We start from the raw sequence: 21,524 nt of genomic DNA on the forward strand, positions 1-21,524 counted from the left end.
ACCGCAGGAGGGCCGCGATGCCGAGAGAACGCCTCGACGAGCAGGGTCTCGGACTGAGCGGCACCACCTGGACCCGGGTGTCCCCGAAGCTGGTGTGGACCGAGCTCGTGACCACCGTGCTCATCGGCGCCGCGGTCACCGCCGGGGTCGTCGTGATCGGTGTCGTCACGGGTGGCTTCACCCGGCCGGCCGGCACCGTGTGGACCCTCATCGGCATCGCGGTCGGGATCATCGCGCTCGTCACCGCCCTGCTGACACCGCGACGGGTGCGGTCGATCGGCTACGCCCTCCGTGACGACGACCTCGTGTTCCGTCGCGGCCTGATGTGGCAGCGCTTCACGGCCGTGCCGTACGGGCGGATGCAGCTCGTCGACGTCGCGCGCGGTCCCCTCGACCGTGCCCTCGGGATGAGCGAGCTGAAGTTCGTCACGGCAGCGGCAGCCTCGAACGTGCGGATCCCGGGCATCCCGGCCGCCGACGCCGACGAGCTGCGCGACCGGCTCGTCGACCTCGCCGAGTCCCGTCGGGCCGGACTCTAGGGGCCGCCGTGACGTTCCGACCCGGCACACCCCCGCCGCCCCCGCCCGGATCCGCGGGCAACGCCGCCGCCGCGGCACCGCTCACCGACGGCGAGTGGCACCGGCTGCACCCGCTCACACCCCTGCTCCGCGGTGGCATCGTCCTCATCGTGGTGCTCGGGTACGTGCTCAACAGCCTGCGGGACCAGCTCGTCGGGTTCTTCATCCCCGGCGGCGGACCGCCCGACGAGGGCGACCCGGTCCGCTACGTGGTCGAGCACCACGTCGTCGGCTGGGTGCTGCTCGGGATCGCGGTGCTCCTGCTCGTGCTGATCGGCCTGTTCTACCTGTCCTGGCGCATGCACGAGTTCCGGGTGACGGGCGAGATCGTCGAGGTCCGCTCCGGCGTTGTCTTCCGGAACCACCGCAAGGCGCGGCTCGACCGCATCCAGGGCATCAACGTGTCCCGGCCGATCCTGCCGCGACTCCTCGGCACCGCGAAGCTCGAGATCGCGCAGGCCGGCAACGACGCCAACGTGCAGCTCGCGTACCTCGGGTCGAAGCCCGCGGAGGACCTCCGGCGCCGGATCCTCGTGCTCGCGTCCGGGGCGAAGGAGGACGACCGGCCCACCGGCGGTCGCGCGTCGCAGGGCGTGCTGCAGGACCGGTTCGACGAGGTCTTCTCGCCCGAGCTCGACACCGAGGCCGAGCGGCCGACCCGCATCGTGCGCGTGCACCCCGGCCGGCTGGTCGCCTCGATGCTCCTCTCCGGCACGACGGTGTTCATCCTCCTGGCCGTGGCCGCGATGGTCGTCAGCGTCGCCCTCACCGGTGAGTACGGCATCCTGTTCGGCGTCTTCCCCGCGGTCATCGGCGCCGGCGGCTACTACGTCCGGAAGTTCTCGCGGTCGCTGCAGTACACGATCGCCGAGACGCGCGACGGCATCCGGATCGGGTTCGGCCTGGTGTCCACCACGAGCGAGACCCTGCCGCCCGGCCGAATCCACGCCGTGAGCGTCGCCCAGCCCCTGCTCTGGCGGCCGTTCGGCTGGTGGGACGTCCGCATCAACCGGGCCACGCACGCCGGCAACGGGCAGACGAACAACCAGCAGGTGTCGTCCATCGTGCTGCCCGTCGGTCGTGCCGAGGACGTCCGCGAGGTGCTCGACATCATCCTCCCCGGTCTGGTCGGCACCGCCGTCGCCGGACCCGCGGCCACCCGCGACCAGCTCCGCGCCGGATCGGCCGAGGCCGTCAGCGTGGTCGACGACAGCCTCACCACGAGCGGCGACCGCGGCGGCTTCGTGCACTCCCCGAGGCGGGGCGCGTGGCTGCGTCCGCTGTCGTTCCGCCGCAACGGCTACCGCTTCGTGCCGGGAGCGGTGCTCCTCCGGCTCGGTGCCGTCTGGCGCTCCCTGGTCGTCGTGCCGCTCCCGCGGGTGCAGAGCGTCGCCGTTGAACAGGGCCCCGTCGAGCGGCTGCTGCGACTCGCCTCGGTGCACGTCCACACGGTCCACGGTCCGGTCTCCGCCCGGCTCGGTGCGCTCGACGCTGCCGATGCACAGCGGCTCTGGTCCGAGGCCGCGGAACGGGCGATCGCGGCAGCGGCCGCCGACACGTCCCACCGGTGGCGCGAACGGGAGGCACGGCCCGCGTCCGCCCCGAACGCCGCGGACGCACAGGCGGTCGCCCCCGGCGCGCCGCCCGCCCCGTCGTCGACGGGACCGGCCTGGCGGACGCAGGACGGGCCTCCCGGCTGGACCGGCGTCCCCACCCCCGGAGCCGCGCGGTGAGGGCCGGACGACTCGGCGTCGGCATCGTCGGCGCCGGACGGGTCGGACCGGTGCTCGGCGCCGCCCTCGCGAACGCCGAGCACGCCGTCGTCGGTGTCACCGCGGTGTCCGACGCGGGACGCGACCGCGCCGAGGCGATGCTGCCCGGCATCCCCGTGCTCGCGACGCCGGACCTGGTCGAGCGGAGCGAACTCGTCCTGCTCGCCGTGCCGGACGACCAGCTCGCCGGACTCGTGCAGGGCCTCGCGGACGCCGGCATCTGGCAGCCCGGGCAGCTCGTCGTGCACACCAGCCCCGACCACGGCACCGACGTGCTGCGCCCCGCCCTCGCCGCCGGCGCGATCCCGCTCGCGATCCACCCCGCGATGGTCTTCACCGGCACGAGCGTCGACCTCGTCCGGCTGCGCGACGCCTACTGCGCGGTGACCGCCCCCGCGCCGGTGCTGCCGATCGCGCAGGCGCTCGTGGTCGAGATGGGGGCGGAGCCGTTCGTCGTCAGCGAGCAGGACCGTCCCGCCTACGCCGACGCCGTCCGGGCAGCGGCGAGCTTCTCCACCGCGATCGTCGAGCAGTCCGCGGGCACGCTCGACGGCATCGGGGTCGAACACCCCGGGCGCGTACTCGGCGCCCTCGTCCGGTCCGCGGTCGACAACGCGCTCGCCGCGGCCGACGGCCAGGCCCGGCTCTGAGCGGAGGGCGCTCGCGGTACCCGGGCGCCCGCGTGCCGAAGTGCTGCCGTGCCGCGTGCTGCCGTGCCCTGCGTGCCGTTCCGCTCGTGGTTGGCCGTTTCGCTCGTGGTGAGTCGTTCCTCCCGGCTTCCCACGAGCGATCCGGCTTCCTACTGCAGCTGCGATGGGTCGATTCGCTCGTCGTGGACCGAAGCGCCCGTAGTTGGTCGTTTCGCTCGTGGTGGGCCGATTCGCTCGTGGTGAGTCGTTCCTCCCGGCCTCCCACGAGCGATCCGGCCTCCTACTGCGGCTGCGATGAGTCGGAGCGATGAACGGGCACGATCGACCCCCCCGCGCGCCGACAGCTGCCGTCGCTCGTCACGAGCACCGCCCGGTACGATTTCCCCGACCCCCACGACCCATCGGAGCCGCACCAGCAATGAGCGAAGAGACCGCCGCCGCAGACGCCCTGTCCGCCGAGGAGACCAGCGAGCAGCGACAGGTCCGGCTCGACAAGCGCGCGAAGCTGCTCGATGCGGGCATCGAGGCCTACCCTGCGGGCCTGCCGATCACGACGACGATCCCTGAGGTCCGCGCCCGGTACGCGTCGCTCGAGACGGGTGAGGAGACCCAGGACGTCGTGGGGCTCGCCGGGCGGATCGTGTTCAGCCGCAACACGGGCAAGCTCTGCTTCGCGTCACTGCAGTCCGGCGACGGTTCGCGCGTCCAGGCGATGGTCTCCCTCGCCGAGGTGGGCGAGGAGTCGCTCGCGCGCTGGAAGGAGTTCGTCGACCTCGGCGACCACGTCTTCGTGCACGGCCGCGTCATCTCGTCCCGCCGTGGCGAGCTGTCGATCATGGTCGACGACTGGCAGATCGCGGCGAAGGCCATCCTGCCCCTGCCGAACCTGCACAACGAGCTCAACGAGGAGACCCGGGTCCGTCAGCGGTACCTCGACCTGATCGTGCGGGAGGACGCGCGGAAGACCGTCCGGGCCCGTGCCGCCGTGATGGCCTCGCTCCGGCAGACCTTCGCGTCGCACGAGTACCTCGAGGTCGAGACGCCGATGCTGCAGACCCAGCACGGCGGCGCGTCGGCCCGGCCGTTCATCACACACTCGAACGCGTTCGACACCGAGCTGTACCTCCGCATCGCGCCCGAGCTCTTCCTGAAGCGCGCCGTCGTCGGCGGCATCGACCGGGTGTTCGAGGTCAACCGCAACTTCCGGAACGAGGGCGCCGACTCGACGCACTCGCCCGAGTTCGCGATGCTCGAGGCGTACCAGGCGTACGGCGACTACGAGCAGATGGCCGACCTCACGCAGGAGCTCGTGCAGAACGCCGCACGCGCCGTGACCGGCGGTTCGCTCGAGGTGACGTGGGCCGACGGTTCCACGTACGACCTCGGTGGCGAGTGGCCGCGCATCGACATGTACGGCTCGCTCTCCGAGGCCGCCGGGCGGGAGATCACCCCGGAGACGCCGCTGTCCGAGCTGCAGGCGCTCGCCGAGGCCGAGGGCGTCGAGGTCGCGCACGCCACCCACGGCAAGTACGTCGAGGAGCTGTGGGAGCACTTCGTCATCGACTCGCTCGACCGTCCGACGTTCGTCATGAACTTCCCGGTCGACACCTCGCCGCTCACCCGTCAGCACCGCAGCCGTCCCGGCATCGTCGAGAAGTGGGACCTCTACGTCCGCGGCTTCGAGCTCGCCACGGCGTACTCGGAGCTCGTCGACCCGGTCGTGCAGCGGGAGCGGTTCGTCGAGCAGGCGAAGCTCGCGGCCGGCGGTGACCCGGAGGCGATGCGCGTGGACGAGGAGTTCCTGCGGGCGCTCGAGCACGCGATGCCCCCGTCGGGCGGCATGGGCATGGGCATCGACCGGCTGCTCATGGCGATCACGGGGCTCGGCATCCGCGAGACGATCCTGTTCCCGCTCGTCAAGTAGCCGGTCCCGCCGTCCTCGGACCGGAGGCGTAGTCTCCGGTCACCACCCCGTTCCAGGACCGTCCCACGACGACGTGGGAACGACCGCGGGCGTCGATCACGCTTGTCGGCCGTGCGTCCCGGGGTGGGCCAGAGGTCGAGGAGGACCACATGGCGGAGAACCGCGCAGTCGCGTACAAGGGGCCGGGCAAGGTCGAGGTCATCGAGACCGACTACCCGACCTTCGAACTCAAGGACGGTCCCGGGGTCAACCCGGCGAACGTCGGCCGGAAGGTGAACCACGGCGCCATCCTGCGCACCGTCGCGACGAACATCTGCGGGAGCGACCAGCACATGGTCCGCGGGCGCACCACTGCGCCATCGGACCTGGTGCTCGGGCACGAGATCACCGGCGAGGTCGTCGAGGTCGGCCCGGACGTCGAGTTCATCAAGGTCGGTGACCTGGTGTCCGTGCCGTTCAACATCGCGTGTGGCCGCTGCCGGAACTGCAAGGAGCGCAAGACCGGCATCTGCCTCAACGTGAACCCGGACCGGCCCGGCAGTGCGTACGGCTACGTCGACATGGGCGGCTGGGTCGGTGGACAGGCCGAGTACGTGCTCGTGCCGTACGCAGACTGGAACCTGCTGAAGTTCCCCGATCGTGACCAGGCTCTGGAGAAGATCCTCGACCTCGCGATGTTGTCGGACATCTTCCCGACGGGCTTCCACGGTGCGGTCACCGCGGGTGTGGAGGTCGGCTCGACGGTCTACGTCGCAGGTGCCGGCCCGGTCGGTCTCGCCGCGGCGACGGGGGCGCTCCTGCTCGGTGCGAGCGTCGTCATCGTCGGCGACATGAACGCCGACCGCCTGGCGCAGGCGCGGTCGTTCGGCTGCGAGACGGTCGACCTGACGAAGGGCGACCCGGCCGAGCAGATCGACCAGATCCTCGGCGAGCCGCTCGTCGACTGCGGCATCGACGCGGTCGGCTTCGAGGCGAAGGGCCACGGAGCCGGGTCCGACCACGAAGCGCCAGCGACGGTGCTCAACTCGCTGATGGACATCACGGCGGCGGGCGGTGCCCTCGGCATCCCCGGGCTCTACGTCACCGGTGACCCGGGCGGCATCGACGAGGCCGCCAAGAAGGGTGCGCTGTCCCTGAGTCTCGGCACCGGCTGGGCGAAGTCGCTGTCGTTCACCACCGGTCAGTGCCCGGTCATGAAGTACAACCGGCAGCTGATGATGGCGATCCTGCACGACCGGACGAGCATCGCGAAGAACGTCAACGCGAAGCCGATCGGCCTGGACGAGGCTCCTCGGGGGTACGCGGAGTTCGACAAGGGTGCGGCGACGAAGTACGTGCTCAACCCGAACGGGCTCATCCCCGCGGCCTGAACGAGCCGCCCGGCGGGCGACGCGAACGAAGGTCCGCGTCGCCCGTCGGGAGACCGGCCGGCGGCCGAAGGCCGGTCAGGCAGCCTGGCCGGCAGGTGGGTTGGTCGATCAGACGCCGAGGGGTGCGAGACTCTGGTGCTCGATCGTCCACTTCTGCAGCCGCGGGTAGACCCAGAACGTGTAGATGCCGAGCGTGACGATGCACAGCAGGAACCACTTGATCCACATCCCGAACAGCCCGACGGCGCTGCCGTTGAACTGCAGGCGCTGCCCGTTGAGGAACGTGTGCTTCGCCTTCCAGCGGTAGGTCATCACGATGGCCCAGGGGTAGCAGATCCCGAGCGTACAGACGGTGATGAAGAATCCTGCGATCTGGACGCCGAACCATGATCCTGCGCCTCCGTCGAACTGGAACTGGGCGACAGCGGGGGCTGCAGGAGCCAGGCCGGGGGAAGAGATTGTCATGCCCTCAACATATTGGATGCAGGCGACCCCTCCAACCGCGTCGTAGGGTCGCGGTCGCTCGTGCGCCGAGCTGCTGTGCCGGATCGGCGAGGTACGATGTCGCCGTGCCGCATGGAGTCGTGACCGGGATCATCTTCGCCCTGACGCCGACCGTCGTCGTCGGTCTGATCTTCTGGTTCGTCATGCGTGCGATCCTCCGGGCCGACCGCACCGAGCGGGCCGTGTACGCCAAGGTCGAGGCCGAGGAGCGCGCCCGCTTCGAGCGTGAGCACGGCCGACCCGCGCCCGCCCCGACCTCGGCCGAGTAGCCCGACACCGACACCGACACCGGCCGTACCCGCCCCCGCACGACGGGCACGGGACCCGCGCCGTGCCCGTCCGCCGAGCGACCCGCGCGCCGTGCCCGTCCGCCGAGCGACCCGCGCGCCCGACACCGTCCGTTCACCCCGCCGTCGCAGGACCGTCGCCCGGGCGACGCGCCCCCGTCGTCCAATGGGGCGACGATCGACCCCATGTCCATCACGCACGTCCGCAGCGCCCGGAGCCTCGTCGGCGACATCGAGAGCGAGTACGACGAGTTCGACCGCGACGCCGACCTCGAGGCCTCCAAGCGGCGCGAGGGGTGGCTCGAACCCTCCTGGTGACCCGCTTCCCCCTCCTGCTTCGGGGTACGTCGGCCGGATCGATCTGATCCGCTCCGACGTACCCCGTTTTCGTGTTCGTCTCACGCAGCGAATCGGGGTACATCCTTGCGTCCGCGCAAGAGAGTCCGATGCAACCGCGGAAACTCGGCGGAAGCCCCTTGATCTCGGGCCGGACGGCGGGCCAGACTGAGCCGGGGTTGTACCCCTCGGGGGACGGTTCGGGTGCTGAATCACGGAGACGCCTGGGAATCGATCGCTTCGGTTTGTGGGGTACGCCTCGCAACCGCTTTACTCATCAGCACCCCCACTGAAGGCCCATCACCGTCGAACGCAGGGAGAGAGTCACATGACGATCGCAACGGCAGCACCGAGCACGACGACCGGCACCACCCGCCGCTCCACGACGAAGAAGGCCGCGGCCGCGAAGGCTGCCGACGCCTCCGCCGAGACCACCACCCTGGACACCGAGGTCGAGGCCGACGAGCAGCTCGCCGGCGTCCGCGGCGCATCGGTCGACCAGGTCGGCGACTACCTCCGCCACATCGGCCGACTCTCGCTCCTCACCGCCGAGGAAGAAGCACAGATCGCCCGCCGCATCGAGGTCGGTCTGTTCGCGGAGGAGAAGCTCAACACCGAGTCCGGCCTCGACAAGACCCTGCAGCGCGAGCTCCGCTGGCTCGTCCGCGACGGTGAGCGCGCGAAGGAGCGCATGATCACCTCGAACCTCCGCCTCGTGGTGAGCATCGCCAAGCGGTACTCGCAGCGCGGCCTGCCGTTCATGGACGTCATCCAGGAGGGCAACCTCGGGCTCGTCCGCGCGGTGGAGAAGTTCGACTTCACGCAGGGCTACAAGTTCTCGACCTACGCCACGTGGTGGATCCGTCAGGCCATCTCCCGCGGCCTGGCGGACAAGGCCCGCACGATCCGCATCCCGGTCCACACCGTCGAGCTGATCAACAAGATCTCGCGCACCGAGCGTGACCTGACGGTGGACCTCGGCCGCGCGCCGATGCCCGACGAGGTGGCGGCCGAGCTGAGCATGAGCGTCGAGGAGCTCCTCGACCTCAAGGGCCGCTCGCACGAGCCGGTGTCGATCCACACCGTCGTCGGCGACTCGGACGACAGCGAGCTCGGCGACTTCATCGAGGACGAGGACGCCGCCAGCCCGAACGAGCTCACCGAGACCACGCTGCTCCACCGCGACATCCGCTCGATCGTCGCGGAGCTCCCGAGCGACGAGGCCAACGTGATCCGCATGCGCTACGGCCTCGACGACGACAAGCCGATGACGCTCGACGAGATCTCGAAGATCGTGCACACGACCCGCCAGGCGGTCAGCCGGGTGGAGTCCCGTGCGAAGCTGCGCCTGTTCGCCAAGGCGGTCTCGCAGGACATGCAGCTGTACCTGACCGACTGAGGTCAGCGACACTTCGGCCGGAGCACCGCTCCGGCTCGGGGAACGGGCCGCCCGTGGGAAGGCGGTCCGTGGGGTGATGGGACGGCCCGCTCGTGCTCCGGCACGGGCGGGCCATTCACGTTCCCGCCTGTGACCAACCGCGGCCGAGCGCGTTCCCGCCCGCGGCCGACACCGGCGGGCCGCCGGAGCCGTCAGTCCTCGAGCTCGTGCCCGAGCTTCTGCCGGAGATCGTGCGGGATGAGCTCGATGAGCTGGTCCGGGCGTACCGGCAGGTCGAGCAGGCTGAGCTTCACCCGACCGGTCCTGCCGTGCCGTGCCGCGTCGAGCCGGACCACGCTCGCGGCGTCCTTCCGCAGGCGGATGTCGATCTGTGCGCCGGTCGCGACCTCGCCGACGACGAGCCCGTCGACCTCGAGCGCCGCGCTCCGGGTGCCCTCGGCGATGTCGAGCCGGTACCGCTCGCGGGCCGCCAGCACGACGGAGCGGTCGATCCCCGCCATCGGTGCGACCGGGGTCACGACGGAGCCGGACAGGGCAGGGGAGAGCACCGGTCCGCCGGCGGCGTAGTTGTACGCGGTGGACCCGGCGGGCGTCGAGGCGACGACGGCGTCCGCCCGGTAGTACCCGTACCCGAGGCCGCCGACGCTGAGGTCAGCCGACACCTGCCCCGCCCCCGGCCGGCGCACGACGGTGAGGTCGTTGAACGCCAGGTACTCGGTGCGGGCGCCGCTCCACGACAGCTTCGCCTCGAGCGCGTGGTGCGGCTCGAGCTGGTACTCGCCGGCCGACAGCCGTTCGAGCGCGGTCTCGAGCTCCGGCGGCTCGATCTCGACGAGGAAGCCGACGTTGCCGTAGTTCACGCCGAGCACGGGGACGGGGCGCCGCGCCACGAGCCGCATGGCCCCGAGCATCGTGCCGTCCCCGCCGAGGGCCACGACCATGTCGACGCGGTCGGTGAACTCGTCCTCGTCGACGACGTCGATGGTGCCGCCCAGCCGCTGCGCGTCGGCCCGTCGGGCGATGAGTTCGCCGCGGCCGGAGGCGTTCCACCGACGCAGGGTCTCGACGGACTCCTGCACGTTCTTGGTGGGGTGGACGACGAGGCCGACGACGGGCTGCTCCATGTGCGGATCGTACCGGGCGCTCCTGACGGGCCGGGAAGGTCGTCGACCGCTATGATATTCTACATACACCATGTCGATCACCCTCACGCCGCCCCACCTGTCCGTCGCGCTGCCGTCCGTCCGCCGAGGACGCGAACTCGTGCTCCTCGCCGACCTCGAAGCGCACGAGGCGGGTTCCGCGTTCGTGGACGTCGAACACCTCCTGCTCGCTGCGGTGGTCCTCTGCCACGGGATGCCCGCCTTCCGGCCCGTCCTCGACCGTTTCGGTGTGGCCCCCTCGGCGATCCGCGAGCGCATCGCGGCGCCCGTCGACTCCCGTCACGAGTGCCCGGACGAACACGACCGCGTGACGTGCACCGTCGCGGTCGAGAGCCTGCTCGCGCGGGCGACCGTGCTCGCCAGCCCGCTCGACCGGATCCGCCCCGTGCACGTGCTCCTGGCGGCCCTCGACGGCGACTCGGCGACCGTGCACCGCGCCCGTGGCGCGCTTCGGGTCGAGCGCGGGCGTTTCCGCCGCGCGATGCGCCGGACGGCGCGTCGCGCGGGTCACACGACCCGCTGACGGCCGACGCGTCGGGGCGTTGACCGGGTGGCGGACGGGAGGCACGGGGCGGCGCCGCCACGTGCCTCCCGTCCGCTCTGTGAACAGGAGGTGCGCAGGAGCGCACCGGGGTCACGCCCACGGCGAACAGGGGCAGACCACCGAGGGTGCGCTGGTTAGTCTCGATGTACGTCACCGGGCCAGCATCCGGTCCGGCAAGGGAGAGCACATGTTCGAGAGATTCACCGACCGAGCCCGTCGTGTTGTCGTCCTCGCTCAAGAAGAAGCGAAGATGCTCAACCACAACTACATCGGCACCGAGCACATCCTCCTCGGCCTCATCCACGAGGGCGAGGGCGTCGCCGCCAAGGCGCTGGAGTCGCTCGGCATCTCGCTCGATGCCGTCCGCGAGCAGGTCCAGGACATCATCGGGCAGGGGCAGCAGCAGCCGACCGGGCACATCCCGTTCACGCCGCGCGCCAAGAAGGTGCTCGAGCTGTCCCTGCGCGAGGCGCTGCAGCTCGGCCACAACTACATCGGCACCGAGCACATCCTCCTCGGCCTCATCCGCGAGGGCGAGGGTGTCGCTGCCCAGGTGCTCGTCAAGCTCGGCGCGGACCTCAACCGCGTCCGCCAGCAGGTCATCCAGCTCCTGTCCGGCTACCAGGGCAAGGAAGCGGTCGCCGTCGGCGGCGAGACCCAGCAGAACGCGCAGCAGGGGTCGCAGGTCCTCGACCAGTTCGGTCGGAACCTCACCCAGGCAGCGCGCGACGCCAAGCTCGACCCGGTCATCGGGCGCGAGAAGGAGATGGAGCGGGTCATGCAGATCCTCTCCCGTCGCTCCAAGAACAACCCCGTCCTGATCGGTGAGCCGGGCGTCGGCAAGACCGCGGTCGTCGAGGGCCTCGCCCAGGCGATCGTCAAGGGCGACGTCCCGGAGACGCTGAAGGACAAGCAGCTCTACTCGCTCGACCTCGGGTCGCTCATCGCCGGGTCCCGCTACCGCGGTGACTTCGAGGAGCGCCTCAAGAAGGTCACGAAGGAGATCCGCACCCGCGGCGACATCATCGTCTTCATCGACGAGATCCACACGCTCGTCGGTGCCGGTGCTGCCGAGGGCGCGATCGACGCCGCGTCGATCCTCAAGCCGCTCCTCGCCCGTGGTGAGCTCCAGACCATCGGTGCCACCACGCTCGACGAGTACCGCAAGCACTTCGAGAAGGACGCCGCACTCGAGCGTCGCTTCCAGCCGGTGCAGGTCAACGAGCCGTCGCTGCCCCACGCGATCAACATCCTCAAGGGCCTCCGTGACAAGTACGAGGCGTTCCACAAGGTGTCCATCACCGACGGCGCGATCGTCGCCGCGGCGAACCTCGCCGACCGTTACGTGCAGGACCGCTTCCTGCCGGACAAGGCCATCGACCTGATCGACGAGGCCGGCGCACGCCTCCGCCTGTCGATCCTGTCGGCGCCGCCGGAGCTCCGCGAGTTCGACGAGAAGATCTCGACGGTCCGCGGGTCGAAGGAAGCCGCCATCGAGGAGCAGGACTTCGAGAAGGCCGCGAGCCTGCGCGACGAGGAGAAGAAGCTCCTCGGCGAGCGTCTCCGCCTCGAGAAGCAGTGGCGTGCGGGTGACGTCGCCGCGTCCGGCACCGTCGACGAGGGCATCATCGCCGAGGTCCTGGCGCAGGCCACGGGCATCCCGGTGTTCAAGCTCACGGAAGAGGAGACCTCGCGGCTCGTCTTCATGGAGAAGGCCCTGCACGAGCGCGTCATCGGACAAGAGGAAGCCATCTCGGCCCTCTCGAAGACGATCCGCCGCACCCGTGCCGGTCTGAAGGACCCGAACCGTCCCTCGGGCTCGTTCATCTTCGCCGGCCCCACCGGTGTCGGGAAGACCGAGCTCGCCAAGGCGCTCGCCGAGTTCCTCTTCGACGACGAGGGCGCGCTGATCTCCCTCGACATGTCGGAGTTCGGCGAGAAGCACACGGTCTCGCGACTCTTCGGTGCCCCTCCCGGGTTCGTCGGCTTCGAGGAGGGCGGCCAGCTCACCGAGAAGGTGCGTCGCAAGCCGTTCTCCGTGGTCCTCTTCGACGAGATCGAGAAGGCCCACCCGGACATCTTCAACTCGCTGCTGCAGGTGCTCGAAGAGGGCCGTCTGACCGACGGTCAGGGTCGCGTCGTCGACTTTAAGAACACCGTCATCATCATGACCACGAACCTCGGTTCGCAGGGCATCGCCGGTGGCCCGGTGGGCTTCCAGATCGAGGGTGACTCGGGCGTCGGCTACGACCGCATGCGCTCGAAGGTGAACGAGGAGCTCAAGAAGCACTTCAAGCCTGAGTTCCTCAACCGCGTCGACGACACGATCGTGTTCCCGCAGCTCTCGCAGGACGAGCTGCTGCAGATCGTGGACCTGTTCGTGAAGCGTCTGGCGGACCGCCTGCTCGACCGCGACATGACGGTGGAGCTCACGCTCGCCGCCAAGGAGCAGCTCATCAAGGTCGGGTTCGACCCCGCCCTGGGTGCTCGCCCCCTCCGCCGCGCGATGCAGCACGAGGTCGAGGACCAGCTGTCCGAGCACATCCTGCAGGGTGAGCTCAACGCCGGCGACCACGTCAAGGTCGACTTCCACGACGGTGCGTTCCAGTTCGAGACCGGGCGTCAGCCGGGTCGCGAGGAGGTCCTCACCGGCGCTGCCGAGACGGCCGGCGAGATCGAGTCCTAGGACGCGACCACCTTCTGACTGGAGGCGCGGTGCCAGCTGGCACCGCGCCTCCCGTCCGTCTGGTGGTCCGGCGCAGTCCGGATCCCGTCACGTTGCGCGGATCACGCGCCACGTGTGCCGCGCTCGCGCGGTACGGTGGATCCACACCCGAGGCGTTCCCCCCAGCTCCTCGGATGTGAGCGGCTCGACCGTTCCCCCCAACTCGTCGAGTCGCCGACGGCCCCGGTCCTTCAGGACCGGGGCCGTTGCTCGTTCCGTGCTGCGTCTCGGGTCGTTCCGTGTCCCGGGTCAGGCCTGGACGTCGCCGCGCCACCCCGGCTCGGTGGGGGCGTTCTCGACGCGCTCCTTGAAGTTCTGCAGGTCCTTCTTCACGGCGTGCCCGCCGACACCCACCGCGGAACCGAGCTTCTCGAGCAACCCGGTCGGTTCCCAGTCGATCTGCGCCGTGACGCGGGTCTGGGTGTCCGACAGCTTGTGGAACGTGACGGCGCCGGCGTGCTGGGTCTCACCGTCTGCCACCGTCCACGCGACCCGCTCGTCGGGGTGCTGCTCGGCGATCACGGCGCGGAAGTCCCGCTCCTGACCGGCCACCTCCACGGTCCAGTCGGTGGTGGTGTCGTCGACCTGGACGATCTTCACGACCTCGTCGAGGAACTCCGGGAACTCCTCGAAGCGGGTCCACTGGTCGTAGGCCTGGCGGACGGGGACGTCGACGTCGACGGTCTCGATGATCTGGGGCATGCTGCTCCTTCGTCGTGTGCGGTTCCGGGCCGTCCGTCTGGTGTGGCGAGTCGGCCCTGTGTGCGGCGCCGACGCTAGGCGGGTGCCTCTGGGTGGGCGTCCGGGAACCGCGTGGGTCGGCCGAGCGGGCTGCGGGTGGCGGGGGCGGTGTTCGGGAACCGCGCTCCGGGACGGCGCTACAGTGAACCGGATGACAGCACACGGTCGGCACGCCTTCCACGAACGCGACGAGCACGGGATCCTCGTGCGCCCGGCCGTCGCCTCCGACGTCCCGCACATCCAGCGGCTGATCGCCCCCTACGTGGATCGACGCATCCTGCTCGGCAAGGAGAACGTCGCCCTGTACGGGTCGATCCAGCAGTTCCGCATCGCGGAGGGGCCCGACGGCGTCCCGATCGGCTGCGGCGCCCTCGCCGTGTTCTGGGACGACATCGCCGAGGTCCGCACCCTCGCCCTCGACGCCGACTGGATCCACAAGCGCGTCGGACACCGCATGCTCGAGGCGCTCGAGCACGACGCCCGCGAGCTCGGTGTCGCCCGCATCTTCTGCCTGACGTTCGAGGTGGAGTTCTTCACGAAGCACGGGTACCTCGAGATCGGGGAAGAGGTCGTCTCGCCCGAGGTGTACGCCGAGCTCGTGCGCTCGTCGGACGAGGGGGTCGCGGAGTTCCTCGACCTCGCCCGGGTGAAGCCGAACACGCTCGGCAACACCCGCATGCTGAAGATCCTCTGACGAGATGCCCTGACGCGTCGCGCGGCATCCGAACGCGCGGGGTCCGGGGTCCTACCCTGTGCCCATGTCGTCGTTCCGCCACCCTGTCGGCCCGGAGAAGCCGGGTGTCTACTGGCGTCGCCGTGCGCTCGTGCTCGGTGCGGTGCTGCTCGTCGTGGTCGTCGTCGTGCTGATCGTCGTTGGACGGGGCTCCGGGGCGACCGGGGCCGATGCGGCGGGGCCGTCGGCGTCGGCGTCGTCTTCTTCGGCCTCGTCGTCTTCTTCGTCTTCTTCTTCCGGCTCGTCGTCGTCCGGGTCTTCGTCTGGTGGCGCGGGGGCGGCGTCGGGCGCGTCGTCACCGACGCCGACCGCGTCCGCCGCTGCCGACGGCGCAGCGTGCGCGAAGGACCAGATCGAGCTGACGCCCGTCGTCGACAAGACCTCCTACGGACCCACCGAGGACCCGAAGATCGCCATGTCGATCACGAACACCGGATCGAACGCGTGCCACATCGACCTTGGGTCGGCGCAGCAGGTGCTCACCATCAGCTCCGGGGAGGAGCAGTACTGGTCGTCGAAGGACTGCCAGACGAACGGCACTGACCAGGACGTCACGATCAAGGCGGGGCAGAAGCTCACGACGCCGTCGATCGCGTGGGACCGCACCCGGTCGTCGACCACGACGTGCGACTCCGCGCGAGCGTCCGTCACCGCTGGGGGAGCGAGCTACCACCTGTCGGTCGCGGTGGGGAACATCCAGAGTGCGAAGTCGGTGCAGTTCATCCTGCAGTAGCAGGCCGCGTGCCGGCGTCCCGATCTCCGCGTCGCGCGAATGCGGCGCCGGGAGCGGACAGCAGAACGGGCCCGCCGTCCGGAGACGACGAGCCCGTTCAGGGTGTTCCGGTGATCAGCCGATGACCGAGATGTTCTCGGCCTGCGGGCCCTTGCGGCCCTCGGTGATCTCGAACTCCACCTTCTGGTTCTCCTCGAGCGACTTGTAGCCGCTGCCCGAGATCGCGGAGAAGTGCGCGAAGACGTCAGCGCTGCCGTCGTCCGGAGCGATGAAGCCGAAGCCCTTTTCGTTGTTGAACCACTTGACGGTCCCAGTTGCCATGATGGCGTTTCCTTACTTTCTTGCGAGGCGGCATGTTCTGCCGCTGATCCGCCGACGGTCGTCGTCGGATCGATGCGCCCCGCGGGCATGGACCGGCGGAACGGGTTCGGGGCCAGGCGACCTGGGAAGGTCAGTGACCGATGGCGCTCGTGGTGCTGTGCACCGGAAGAACGATGGACTCCCGCCGGAGCGGTTGTGACCAACTTACCGTCCCTGGGCGTCAAGGGAAGAGCCGGGGTCGCATTCGGGCCGAAGAATCTGGTGGACTAGGGGTGATGGCAGACAAGGAACAGCGCTTCCGGAGCGAACAGCTCGAGGAAGCCCTCGCGAAGCAGGACGTCGCCGCGGTCGCGTTCGCGCTGCGCAACGACATCGTGATCGTCCCCCGGCTCGTGACCGGCAAGAAGGACATGCAGGTCCGCGTGTTCGGGCGCGAGGGCTCGGACAAGCGCATCCTCCTGCTGTTCTCGTCGGCCGACGCGTACACCGCGATGGTCCCGGACGAGAAGATCCGGCAGGTCATGGTCTACGACGGGCCGCGGCTCGAGGCGTTCATCGCCGAGCACCTCGAATCACTCGAGGGCGTGTTCTTCGACATCGCGGGACCGCACACGATGCAGTCGACGCCCGAGGACCTGCTCGCCGCGCTCCGCGCGTAACGGATCGCCCGGCCTGGAGGCGCGGCTCGCCTCCGCAACGCCCGTCGCCTCCGCGTCAGAACGCGCGGTCGAGTTCGCGCTCCCGGACGGACTTCGTCAGGGAGAACGCGACGCGGAGCGCCTCTCGCAGGTGCTCGGAGTCGGCCCCGAGGACCGTCGTGAAGCCGAGACGACCGGCCTCGTTCGCACGCTGCTTCGCCCCCGTCGCCGGACGGATCTCGCCGGCCAGACTGATCTCGCCCACCGCCGCGAGGGTGTGCGGGTAGGGACGGTCGCGCGCCGCACTCGCGAGGGCCAGCGCGATCGCGAGGTCGGCCCCGGGCTCGGTCAGCTTCATGCCCCCGACCGTGGAGACGTACACGTCGGCGTCGGAGAGCTTCAGGCCCGCTCGGCGTTCGAGGACCGCGAGCAACATCGCGACGCGCGACGAGTCGACCCCGTTCACCACGCGGCGCGGCTGCGGAGCCGAGCTCGGGACGACGAGGGCCTGCACCTCCACCGGGAGGGCTCGACGACCCTCGAGCGCGACGGTGACGCACGTGCCCGACACCGGGGTGCCGTTCCGGGACATGAACAGACCGCTGGGGTCGGGGACCTCGTGGATGCCGTCGCCGGCCATGTCGAAGCAGCCGACCTCGTCGGTCGGGCCGAAGCGGTTCTTCAACGCACGGACGAACCGGAGTGCGGTCTGTCGGTCGCCCTCGAAGTGGCACACGACGTCGACGAGGTGCTCGAGCAGTCGGGGTCCGGCGATCGTGCCGTCCTTCGTCACGTGGCCGACGATGAGGACCGGGAGTGCTCGTTCCTTGGCGACCCGGATCAGCGTCGACGCGACCTCGCGCACCTGCGACGTGCCGCCCGCGATGCCGTCGACGGAGCCCGACGAGATCGTCTGCACCGAGTCCGCGATCAGGAGGTCGGGCTGCACCTGGTCGATCTGCCCGAGGATGACGCCGAGGTCGACCTCGCTCGCGAGGAACAGGTCGTCGTGCATCGCTCCTGTGCGCTCGGCGCGGAGCCGCACCTGGTCGACGGACTCCTCGGCGCTGACGTACAGGACGCGTTTGCCGGCCGCCGCGGCTCGGGAGGCGACCTCGAGCAGGAGCGTGGACTTCCCGACCCCGGGCTCGCCCGACAACAGGACCGCCGCCCCAGGGACGACACCACCGCCGAGCACCCGGTCGAACTCGCCGATGCCGGTCTGCCACCGCTGGACCGACGTGCCACGGGCCTCCGTGATGGGGCGCGCGATCCGCGCGCCCGCCACCGCGATGGCGGACGTGCCCCGCGTGCTGGCCGTCGCGGCGGAGGTGTCCTCGACCGTCCCCCAGGACTGGCACTCGCCACAGCGGCCGACCCACTTGATGCTGGTCCAGCCGCACTCGGTGCAGCGGTAGAGGGACTGAGCGCGCGCCATGACGCCCAGGCTAGGCGCGGCCGCCGACATCGCCGGAGCGGTGATCGGCGTGGTCCGGGAGCGGGATCGAGCCCGTCACGCGGTGGCGGAGGCGGTCCATCCGCCCGGGTCGGTCCGCGTGGTCGAGGGCACCGGCGTCCTCGGCGTCGTGCTCGGCCCGCGCCGCGGCGACCGCGGCCGCGCCGGCGCCCAGGTCTTCCGCCTCCCGCGCTGAGAGGTACTGCCGGATCGCCGCCACCGTGTCGACGCGGGCGTCCACCGCGGGCTCGAACGCGCTCGCCCAGATCTCGTAGCCGCGGTCGTTCGGGTGGAACAGGTCGCCGTAGCTGTTGAGGAACGTCCGACGGAGCCCCACGCGCTTCGTGATGACGTGCAGCGGTGCCACCGTGAGCCCGAACTCATCCGCCACGCGGTGCACGATCTCGTTCGCGACGGCCACCTTGCGCTCCCGGTCCGGCACGAACATGCACGGCAGCTCGGCCACGATGGCGTGCGACGGCACGGCGCCGTAGATCGCACGGAGGTTCCGCTCGAAGCCGTCCGGGTCGAAGTCGGCGATGTCGTTCGCCCCGATCGACACCGTGCAGACGTCGGGGGAGTAGCCGCGGAGCTTCGGCAGCTGCTCCTTCTTGGCCGCCCACGTCGTCGCGCCGGACACGCTGAGGTTCACCACGCGGACCGTCATCCGCGACCGGTGCCGGATCCGTCGGGCGAGCAGACCCACGTACCCGCGGTGCGGCGCCGTCGCACCGACGCCCTGCGCGGCGGAGTCGCCGATCGCCAGGTACGTCAGCTGGCCCTCGTGCTGCAGCCGTTCCCGCCACCACTGGGCGTTCACGGGGAGCATGTCGACCACACGCTGCGACGCTGCCCGTTGCCCGCGGATCCCCGCCCGGGCGCCGAACAGGCCGGCACCGACGACCGTCGCTCCGCCGAGGATCGACGACAGCAGGGCAATCATGGTGCGTGACTTCATGCCGAGGACGGTACGCGGGCGGACTCGGGGCTTCTCGGTGAGTGGGCTGGGTGGTGGACGAGTGCGACCGGGCAGGCACTTGTGGAGGACGAGCTGACGGGCGCGTGGTCCGACGGGCCGCTGGAGTCGTGTAAACTCTCTCCCGGTACCGTGTCCGAGCGGCCTAAGGAGCATGTCTCGAAAACATGTGTGGGGGCAACTCCACCGTGGGTTCAAATCCCACCGGTACCGCCACAGGGCGATTCACGGATCTCGTCGAAAAGATTCACGGAACTCGTGAAGTCCCAGCGAAGGCCCCCCAGGGAATCCCTGGGGGGCCTTCGTCGTGGCTCGCGGCGATCGCATGCCGAGTTCAGATGCGCTTCAGCAGGCACGGACTAGCGGCTCGCCTCCTGTCTTCGTTGGCGCGCACGGATGAATAGGTGCGTCGCTTCGGCCTTGCGGCGTTGCATCGGTCGGTCCTTCGTCCGCTCGCGTGAGTTGATCTTTGACCAGGGCTTTCTCTCAAGAGTTCGGGAACTCTCACCTGACCGGGCGCTCGCGGGCATCACATCGCTCCAGGCGCGCGGCTGGAAGCCGAACCGTCTCGCGGTCGACCGTGCGTACTCCATGGGCCTCACCCCTGTGAACTTCCACGACCCGCTGTCGCAGCTCGGCGTCCAGCTCATCACCGACCGAAGCCGGCTCGACATGGGCAACAGTTCCGCTACCCGTCGCGCCGAAGCCGAAGCCGAAGCCGAAGCCGAAGCCGAAGCCGCAGACGAGTGGCTCCGCTACTACGCCCACGCCCGGCAGGCCTCCGAGTCCCTCAACATGCAGATGAACGCCGGACGAGAACCGCAGGCGCGCATGCGCGGTCTCGCAGCGCAGAGCTTCGTGTTCACCTTCATCGCTGCCGCGACGAACCTCCCCCGCATCGACGCGTTCCTCTCCGACCGCGACTCCCGTGTGCACGGGCCGCGGAAGAGGGGAGCGACGGACCGCTCCCGCTACCGCCGCGCATACGAGGCGACAACCGCTTGCAGCGAGCAGACAGCCCAGGCAGAAGCATCGAGGCGGCGACACTTGGGAGGGAAGTGACCGACGTCGCCGCCTGCTGGTTGACGGGACGGAAACGGGCGGTCAAGGTTCGTCGCTCAACGTCACGGGTTCGGTCACCCGGAAACGGGGCCGGAGGCTGAGTCGATGGCACCTCTTCACGGAGCCCGTGGGATTCTCAGTGCGGATGGCATCTCGGCGCGGCGCTTGCCGACGCTCATGCTTGACCGGTCACGACCGGTCGTCCTGGCAGACTTCAGGTCGCTCTCATCCAGGTGAACGGCTTGCGCAACTGCTGTAACAGCGTCCTCAGCTCGAGTGCGGATCGGGCGTAAGTCCGACGACGGCTTCCGCGGGCCAGGGCAAGCCATCTGGCTCCGTGTCCTCGTGCTGAGCCCGCTCCCACTCGTCTTCAGTCGCGACCCAGAGGACGAAGAACTCTCGTCCCCGGCGGACGGGCCCGGGCGCTCGCATCGGCTCCGGGGTTCCGTCCGCTGTGGTGACAGTTACGTGGTCCCGAGGTCACCGCACTGCTCCCACCCGACGCCGACATCCTCCCCGACACCGACACCGACACCGACACCGACACCGACACCGACACCGACACCGACACTGACACCGACACCATCGCCGAGGTCTGCCACTTGCTCAGGGTCAGGCGGCGGGAGGGGTGACTCCTTCAACCGGGGATGAACGGTCCCACACGGCGTCGAACTCGGCTCGGAGGTGCCGTGTCGCGGGCTCTGACAGTTCCACAGCCGCGGTGATTTTCCGACCGCCGAGCGAACCTCCAAGCATCAGTCCTTTGCCGTCGCTCGGAAGCATGTACCGGTCATGCAACTCGGTGGAGAACCGGACGCGAACATCTGAGAGGGAGCCGACGGCGATCGCCAGCTGGTCCCGACGCGCAGCATCGGAGCGTTCACCTCGGCTGTGGCTGCGGGTTGAGCCGGTCAGTACACGTCTTACCGCATGCAGTTGACCGAGGACCACAACATCAGCCGCGCCGAGGAACCGGTCGACCACGAGTACATCAGCGCGGTCAGCTAGCTCCTGCAGGATCTGCGTATAAAACACGGGTTCACTTGCGATGCCTACGATCACCGACTGTGGTGCTGGCGGAGCTTCAGCGGCCTTGGCCAACTTAGCCGCTGTGCGGATTCCAGCAGCCGTGGGGACGAGGACTCCATCTCGACGTGTGGCGAAACCGAGTCGCTCCAGATCGGAGCCGATGGGCGCGAACCCGATGACATGCGCCAATCCCAGTCCTTTGAACATGCCGCCGTGAATGGTGGCGGCGACAGCGCTGGCGATGTGCTGGTCCGTTGCTTCCTCCACCAGCACCAGGAAGTGCAGGGCCGACTCGTGCTCCTCGGGGATGCTGAACCGCTTCGACATTCGCGCCCTCCATCAAGTTATCGCTGGCGTGTAGCAACTGCGGTCGTCGTTGCGACGACCCCATCGTCGATTCGCCTGCCGGGAGACGAGCTGTGCCCACGGCTGCGGTTCGAGCCTTCTTCAACGGTATCGGGATGCGAGACAAGCGGCTGGACGTTGTTCCCGCGCGGTCAGCGCGAATGAACCTTCGTTGGCGGTGATCGCCGCACGCCTTCACCTACCGAAGCGAGGGTAACGTCGCTGAAGACGTGCACTC

General features: G+C 69.7%; 21 protein-coding genes and 1 tRNA gene. 15 read left to right on the forward strand and 7 right to left on the reverse strand.

Translation table 11 applies throughout. The features are described 5' to 3' along the window. The first annotated feature begins 17 nt into the window (after positions 1–17). From Csp2054_RS05075 to fdhA, 5 genes are all read left to right on the forward strand, one after another. Positions 18–539 (forward strand): PH domain-containing protein, encoded by a 522-nt coding sequence (locus Csp2054_RS05075; RefSeq protein ID WP_096898211.1) that lies wholly within the window; start codon positions 18–20, stop codon positions 537–539. Between the two features lie 8 nt (positions 540–547). After that, on the forward strand, positions 548–2,311 hold the full coding sequence (locus tag Csp2054_RS05080) for a PH domain-containing protein (RefSeq protein WP_096898212.1): 1,764 nt from the start codon (positions 548–550) through the stop codon (positions 2,309–2,311). Next, positions 2,308–3,000 carry a Rossmann-like and DUF2520 domain-containing protein gene (locus Csp2054_RS05085; RefSeq protein ID WP_255252615.1) on the forward strand — a complete coding sequence of 231 codons (693 nt, stop codon included), beginning with the start codon at positions 2,308–2,310 and terminating at the stop codon, positions 2,998–3,000. The genes Csp2054_RS05080 and Csp2054_RS05085 overlap by 4 nt, the downstream gene beginning before the upstream one ends. Before the next feature lie 418 nt (positions 3,001–3,418). Next, positions 3,419–4,924: a lysine--tRNA ligase gene (gene lysS, locus Csp2054_RS05090; protein ID WP_096898213.1), complete on the forward strand. Its 1,506-nt coding sequence runs from the start codon at positions 3,419–3,421 to the stop codon at positions 4,922–4,924. A 149-nt stretch (positions 4,925–5,073) separates the two neighbouring features. After that, positions 5,074–6,294: a formaldehyde dehydrogenase, glutathione-independent gene (gene fdhA / locus Csp2054_RS05095; RefSeq protein ID WP_096898214.1), complete on the forward strand. Its 1,221-nt coding sequence runs from the start codon at positions 5,074–5,076 to the stop codon at positions 6,292–6,294. 108 nt (positions 6,295–6,402) lie between these two features. Here fdhA and Csp2054_RS05100 read toward each other — a convergent pair whose 3' ends face one another. Continuing rightward, on the reverse strand, positions 6,403–6,759 hold the full coding sequence (locus Csp2054_RS05100; RefSeq protein ID WP_096898215.1) for a DUF898 family protein: 357 nt from the start codon (positions 6,757–6,759) through the stop codon (positions 6,403–6,405). 104 nt (positions 6,760–6,863) lie between these two features. On the opposite strand from Csp2054_RS05100, the gene Csp2054_RS05105 reads away from it, so the two are divergent. The 3 genes from Csp2054_RS05105 to Csp2054_RS05110 all read left to right on the forward strand — a co-directional run bounded on the left by Csp2054_RS05105 (position 6,864) and on the right by Csp2054_RS05110 (position 8,820). Beyond that, positions 6,864–7,067, forward strand: a complete 204-nt coding sequence (locus Csp2054_RS05105; protein ID WP_096898216.1) for a hypothetical protein — start codon at positions 6,864–6,866, stop codon at positions 7,065–7,067. Positions 7,068–7,271: 204 nt separating this feature from the next. Then, positions 7,272–7,403 (forward strand): hypothetical protein, encoded by a 132-nt coding sequence (locus Csp2054_RS18480; RefSeq protein WP_255252616.1) that lies wholly within the window; start codon positions 7,272–7,274, stop codon positions 7,401–7,403. A 346-nt stretch (positions 7,404–7,749) separates the two neighbouring features. Then, positions 7,750–8,820: a sigma-70 family RNA polymerase sigma factor gene (locus Csp2054_RS05110; RefSeq protein WP_096898217.1), complete on the forward strand. Its 1,071-nt coding sequence runs from the start codon at positions 7,750–7,752 to the stop codon at positions 8,818–8,820. A gap of 191 nt (positions 8,821–9,011) precedes the next feature. Here Csp2054_RS05110 and Csp2054_RS05115 read toward each other — a convergent pair whose 3' ends face one another. Continuing rightward, the gene (locus tag Csp2054_RS05115) at positions 9,012–9,944 is read right to left on the reverse strand and encodes an NAD(+)/NADH kinase (protein WP_096898218.1); all 933 of its coding nucleotides are present in this window, start codon (positions 9,942–9,944) and stop codon (positions 9,012–9,014) included. Between the two features lie 70 nt (positions 9,945–10,014). Here Csp2054_RS05115 and Csp2054_RS05120 point away from each other — a divergent pair, with 70 nt between their 5' ends. Next, on the forward strand, positions 10,015–10,506 hold the full coding sequence (locus Csp2054_RS05120; RefSeq protein WP_096898219.1) for a Clp protease N-terminal domain-containing protein: 492 nt from the start codon (positions 10,015–10,017) through the stop codon (positions 10,504–10,506). Between the two features lie 208 nt (positions 10,507–10,714). Then, positions 10,715–13,213 (forward strand): ATP-dependent Clp protease ATP-binding subunit, encoded by a 2,499-nt coding sequence (locus tag Csp2054_RS05125; protein WP_096898220.1) that lies wholly within the window; start codon positions 10,715–10,717, stop codon positions 13,211–13,213. 288 nt (positions 13,214–13,501) lie between these two features. Here Csp2054_RS05125 and Csp2054_RS05130 read toward each other — a convergent pair whose 3' ends face one another. Further along, positions 13,502–13,954 (reverse strand): SRPBCC family protein, encoded by a 453-nt coding sequence (locus Csp2054_RS05130; RefSeq protein ID WP_096898221.1) that lies wholly within the window; start codon positions 13,952–13,954, stop codon positions 13,502–13,504. Positions 13,955–14,144: 190 nt separating this feature from the next. On the opposite strand from Csp2054_RS05130, the gene Csp2054_RS05135 reads away from it, so the two are divergent. Both Csp2054_RS05135 and Csp2054_RS18010 read left to right on the forward strand, forming a co-directional pair. After that, the gene (locus Csp2054_RS05135) at positions 14,145–14,687 is read left to right on the forward strand and encodes an amino-acid N-acetyltransferase (protein ID WP_176491564.1); all 543 of its coding nucleotides are present in this window, start codon (positions 14,145–14,147) and stop codon (positions 14,685–14,687) included. Between the two features lie 64 nt (positions 14,688–14,751). Further along, positions 14,752–15,459 carry a hypothetical protein gene (locus Csp2054_RS18010; protein WP_096898222.1) on the forward strand — a complete coding sequence of 236 codons (708 nt, stop codon included), beginning with the start codon at positions 14,752–14,754 and terminating at the stop codon, positions 15,457–15,459. A 114-nt stretch (positions 15,460–15,573) separates the two neighbouring features. Here Csp2054_RS18010 and Csp2054_RS05145 read toward each other — a convergent pair whose 3' ends face one another. Further along, positions 15,574–15,780 (reverse strand): cold-shock protein, encoded by a 207-nt coding sequence (locus tag Csp2054_RS05145; RefSeq protein ID WP_096898223.1) that lies wholly within the window; start codon positions 15,778–15,780, stop codon positions 15,574–15,576. Positions 15,781–16,055: 275 nt separating this feature from the next. Between Csp2054_RS05145 and Csp2054_RS05150 the strand changes: the two genes are divergently transcribed. Continuing rightward, complete coding sequence (locus Csp2054_RS05150; RefSeq protein ID WP_096898224.1) at positions 16,056–16,439, forward strand: SseB family protein; 384 nt, start codon at positions 16,056–16,058, stop codon at positions 16,437–16,439. Between the two features lie 55 nt (positions 16,440–16,494). Here the strand turns inward: Csp2054_RS05150 and radA are convergent, their stop codons facing one another. Together radA and Csp2054_RS05160 are read right to left on the reverse strand one after the other, a co-directional pair. Continuing rightward, positions 16,495–17,856, reverse strand: a complete 1,362-nt coding sequence (gene radA, locus Csp2054_RS05155; protein WP_096898273.1) for a DNA repair protein RadA — start codon at positions 17,854–17,856, stop codon at positions 16,495–16,497. A gap of 10 nt (positions 17,857–17,866) precedes the next feature. Further along, positions 17,867–18,832, reverse strand: coding sequence for an SGNH/GDSL hydrolase family protein (locus Csp2054_RS05160; protein WP_176491565.1), 966 nt, complete (start codon positions 18,830–18,832; stop codon positions 17,867–17,869). A gap of 144 nt (positions 18,833–18,976) precedes the next feature. On the opposite strand from Csp2054_RS05160, the gene Csp2054_RS05165 reads away from it, so the two are divergent. Continuing rightward, positions 18,977–19,066: transfer RNA gene (locus Csp2054_RS05165), tRNA-Ser, on the forward strand. A 246-nt stretch (positions 19,067–19,312) separates the two neighbouring features. After that, positions 19,313–19,912 carry a hypothetical protein gene (locus Csp2054_RS05170; protein ID WP_141399137.1) on the forward strand — a complete coding sequence of 200 codons (600 nt, stop codon included), beginning with the start codon at positions 19,313–19,315 and terminating at the stop codon, positions 19,910–19,912. A gap of 612 nt (positions 19,913–20,524) precedes the next feature. On the opposite strand, the gene Csp2054_RS05175 is transcribed toward Csp2054_RS05170, so the two are convergent. Further along, positions 20,525–21,268: a hypothetical protein gene (locus Csp2054_RS05175; RefSeq protein WP_096898227.1), complete on the reverse strand. Its 744-nt coding sequence runs from the start codon at positions 21,266–21,268 to the stop codon at positions 20,525–20,527. Positions 21,269–21,524: the final 256 nt, after the last annotated feature.

It is taken from the genome of Curtobacterium sp. 'Ferrero' (genome assembly GCF_002412165.1).
In the GTDB taxonomy this organism is placed as follows: Bacteria; Actinomycetota; Actinomycetes; order Actinomycetales; family Microbacteriaceae; genus Curtobacterium.

Excerpts from the sequence above, each read along its gene's own strand:
- Csp2054_RS05130 (WP_096898221.1), bottom strand. The coding sequence starts at position 13,954 with ATGCCCCAGATCATCGAGACCGTCGACGTCGACGTCCCCGTCCGCCAG.
- Csp2054_RS18010 (WP_096898222.1), top strand. The coding sequence starts at position 14,752 with ATGTCGTCGTTCCGCCACCCTGTCGGCCCGGAGAAGCCGGGTGTCTAC.
- Csp2054_RS05135 (WP_176491564.1), top strand. The coding sequence starts at position 14,145 with ATGACAGCACACGGTCGGCACGCCTTCCACGAACGCGACGAGCACGGG.
- Csp2054_RS18480 (WP_255252616.1), top strand. The coding sequence starts at position 7,272 with ATGTCCATCACGCACGTCCGCAGCGCCCGGAGCCTCGTCGGCGACATC.
- Csp2054_RS05115 (WP_096898218.1), bottom strand. The coding sequence starts at position 9,944 with ATGGAGCAGCCCGTCGTCGGCCTCGTCGTCCACCCCACCAAGAACGTG.
- Csp2054_RS05175 (WP_096898227.1), bottom strand. The coding sequence starts at position 21,268 with ATGTCGAAGCGGTTCAGCATCCCCGAGGAGCACGAGTCGGCCCTGCAC.
- fdhA (WP_096898214.1), top strand. The coding sequence starts at position 5,074 with ATGGCGGAGAACCGCGCAGTCGCGTACAAGGGGCCGGGCAAGGTCGAG.
- Csp2054_RS05160 (WP_176491565.1), bottom strand. The coding sequence starts at position 18,832 with ATGAAGTCACGCACCATGATTGCCCTGCTGTCGTCGATCCTCGGCGGA.
- radA (WP_096898273.1), bottom strand. The coding sequence starts at position 17,856 with ATGGCGCGCGCTCAGTCCCTCTACCGCTGCACCGAGTGCGGCTGGACC.
- Csp2054_RS05150 (WP_096898224.1), top strand. The coding sequence starts at position 16,056 with ATGGCAGACAAGGAACAGCGCTTCCGGAGCGAACAGCTCGAGGAAGCC.
- Csp2054_RS05075 (WP_096898211.1), top strand. The coding sequence starts at position 18 with ATGCCGAGAGAACGCCTCGACGAGCAGGGTCTCGGACTGAGCGGCACC.
- Csp2054_RS05110 (WP_096898217.1), top strand. The coding sequence starts at position 7,750 with ATGACGATCGCAACGGCAGCACCGAGCACGACGACCGGCACCACCCGC.
- Csp2054_RS05125 (WP_096898220.1), top strand. The coding sequence starts at position 10,715 with ATGTTCGAGAGATTCACCGACCGAGCCCGTCGTGTTGTCGTCCTCGCT.
- Csp2054_RS05120 (WP_096898219.1), top strand. The coding sequence starts at position 10,015 with ATGTCGATCACCCTCACGCCGCCCCACCTGTCCGTCGCGCTGCCGTCC.
- Csp2054_RS05100 (WP_096898215.1), bottom strand. The coding sequence starts at position 6,759 with ATGACAATCTCTTCCCCCGGCCTGGCTCCTGCAGCCCCCGCTGTCGCC.
- lysS (WP_096898213.1), top strand. The coding sequence starts at position 3,419 with ATGAGCGAAGAGACCGCCGCCGCAGACGCCCTGTCCGCCGAGGAGACC.
- Csp2054_RS05145 (WP_096898223.1), bottom strand. The coding sequence starts at position 15,780 with ATGGCAACTGGGACCGTCAAGTGGTTCAACAACGAAAAGGGCTTCGGC.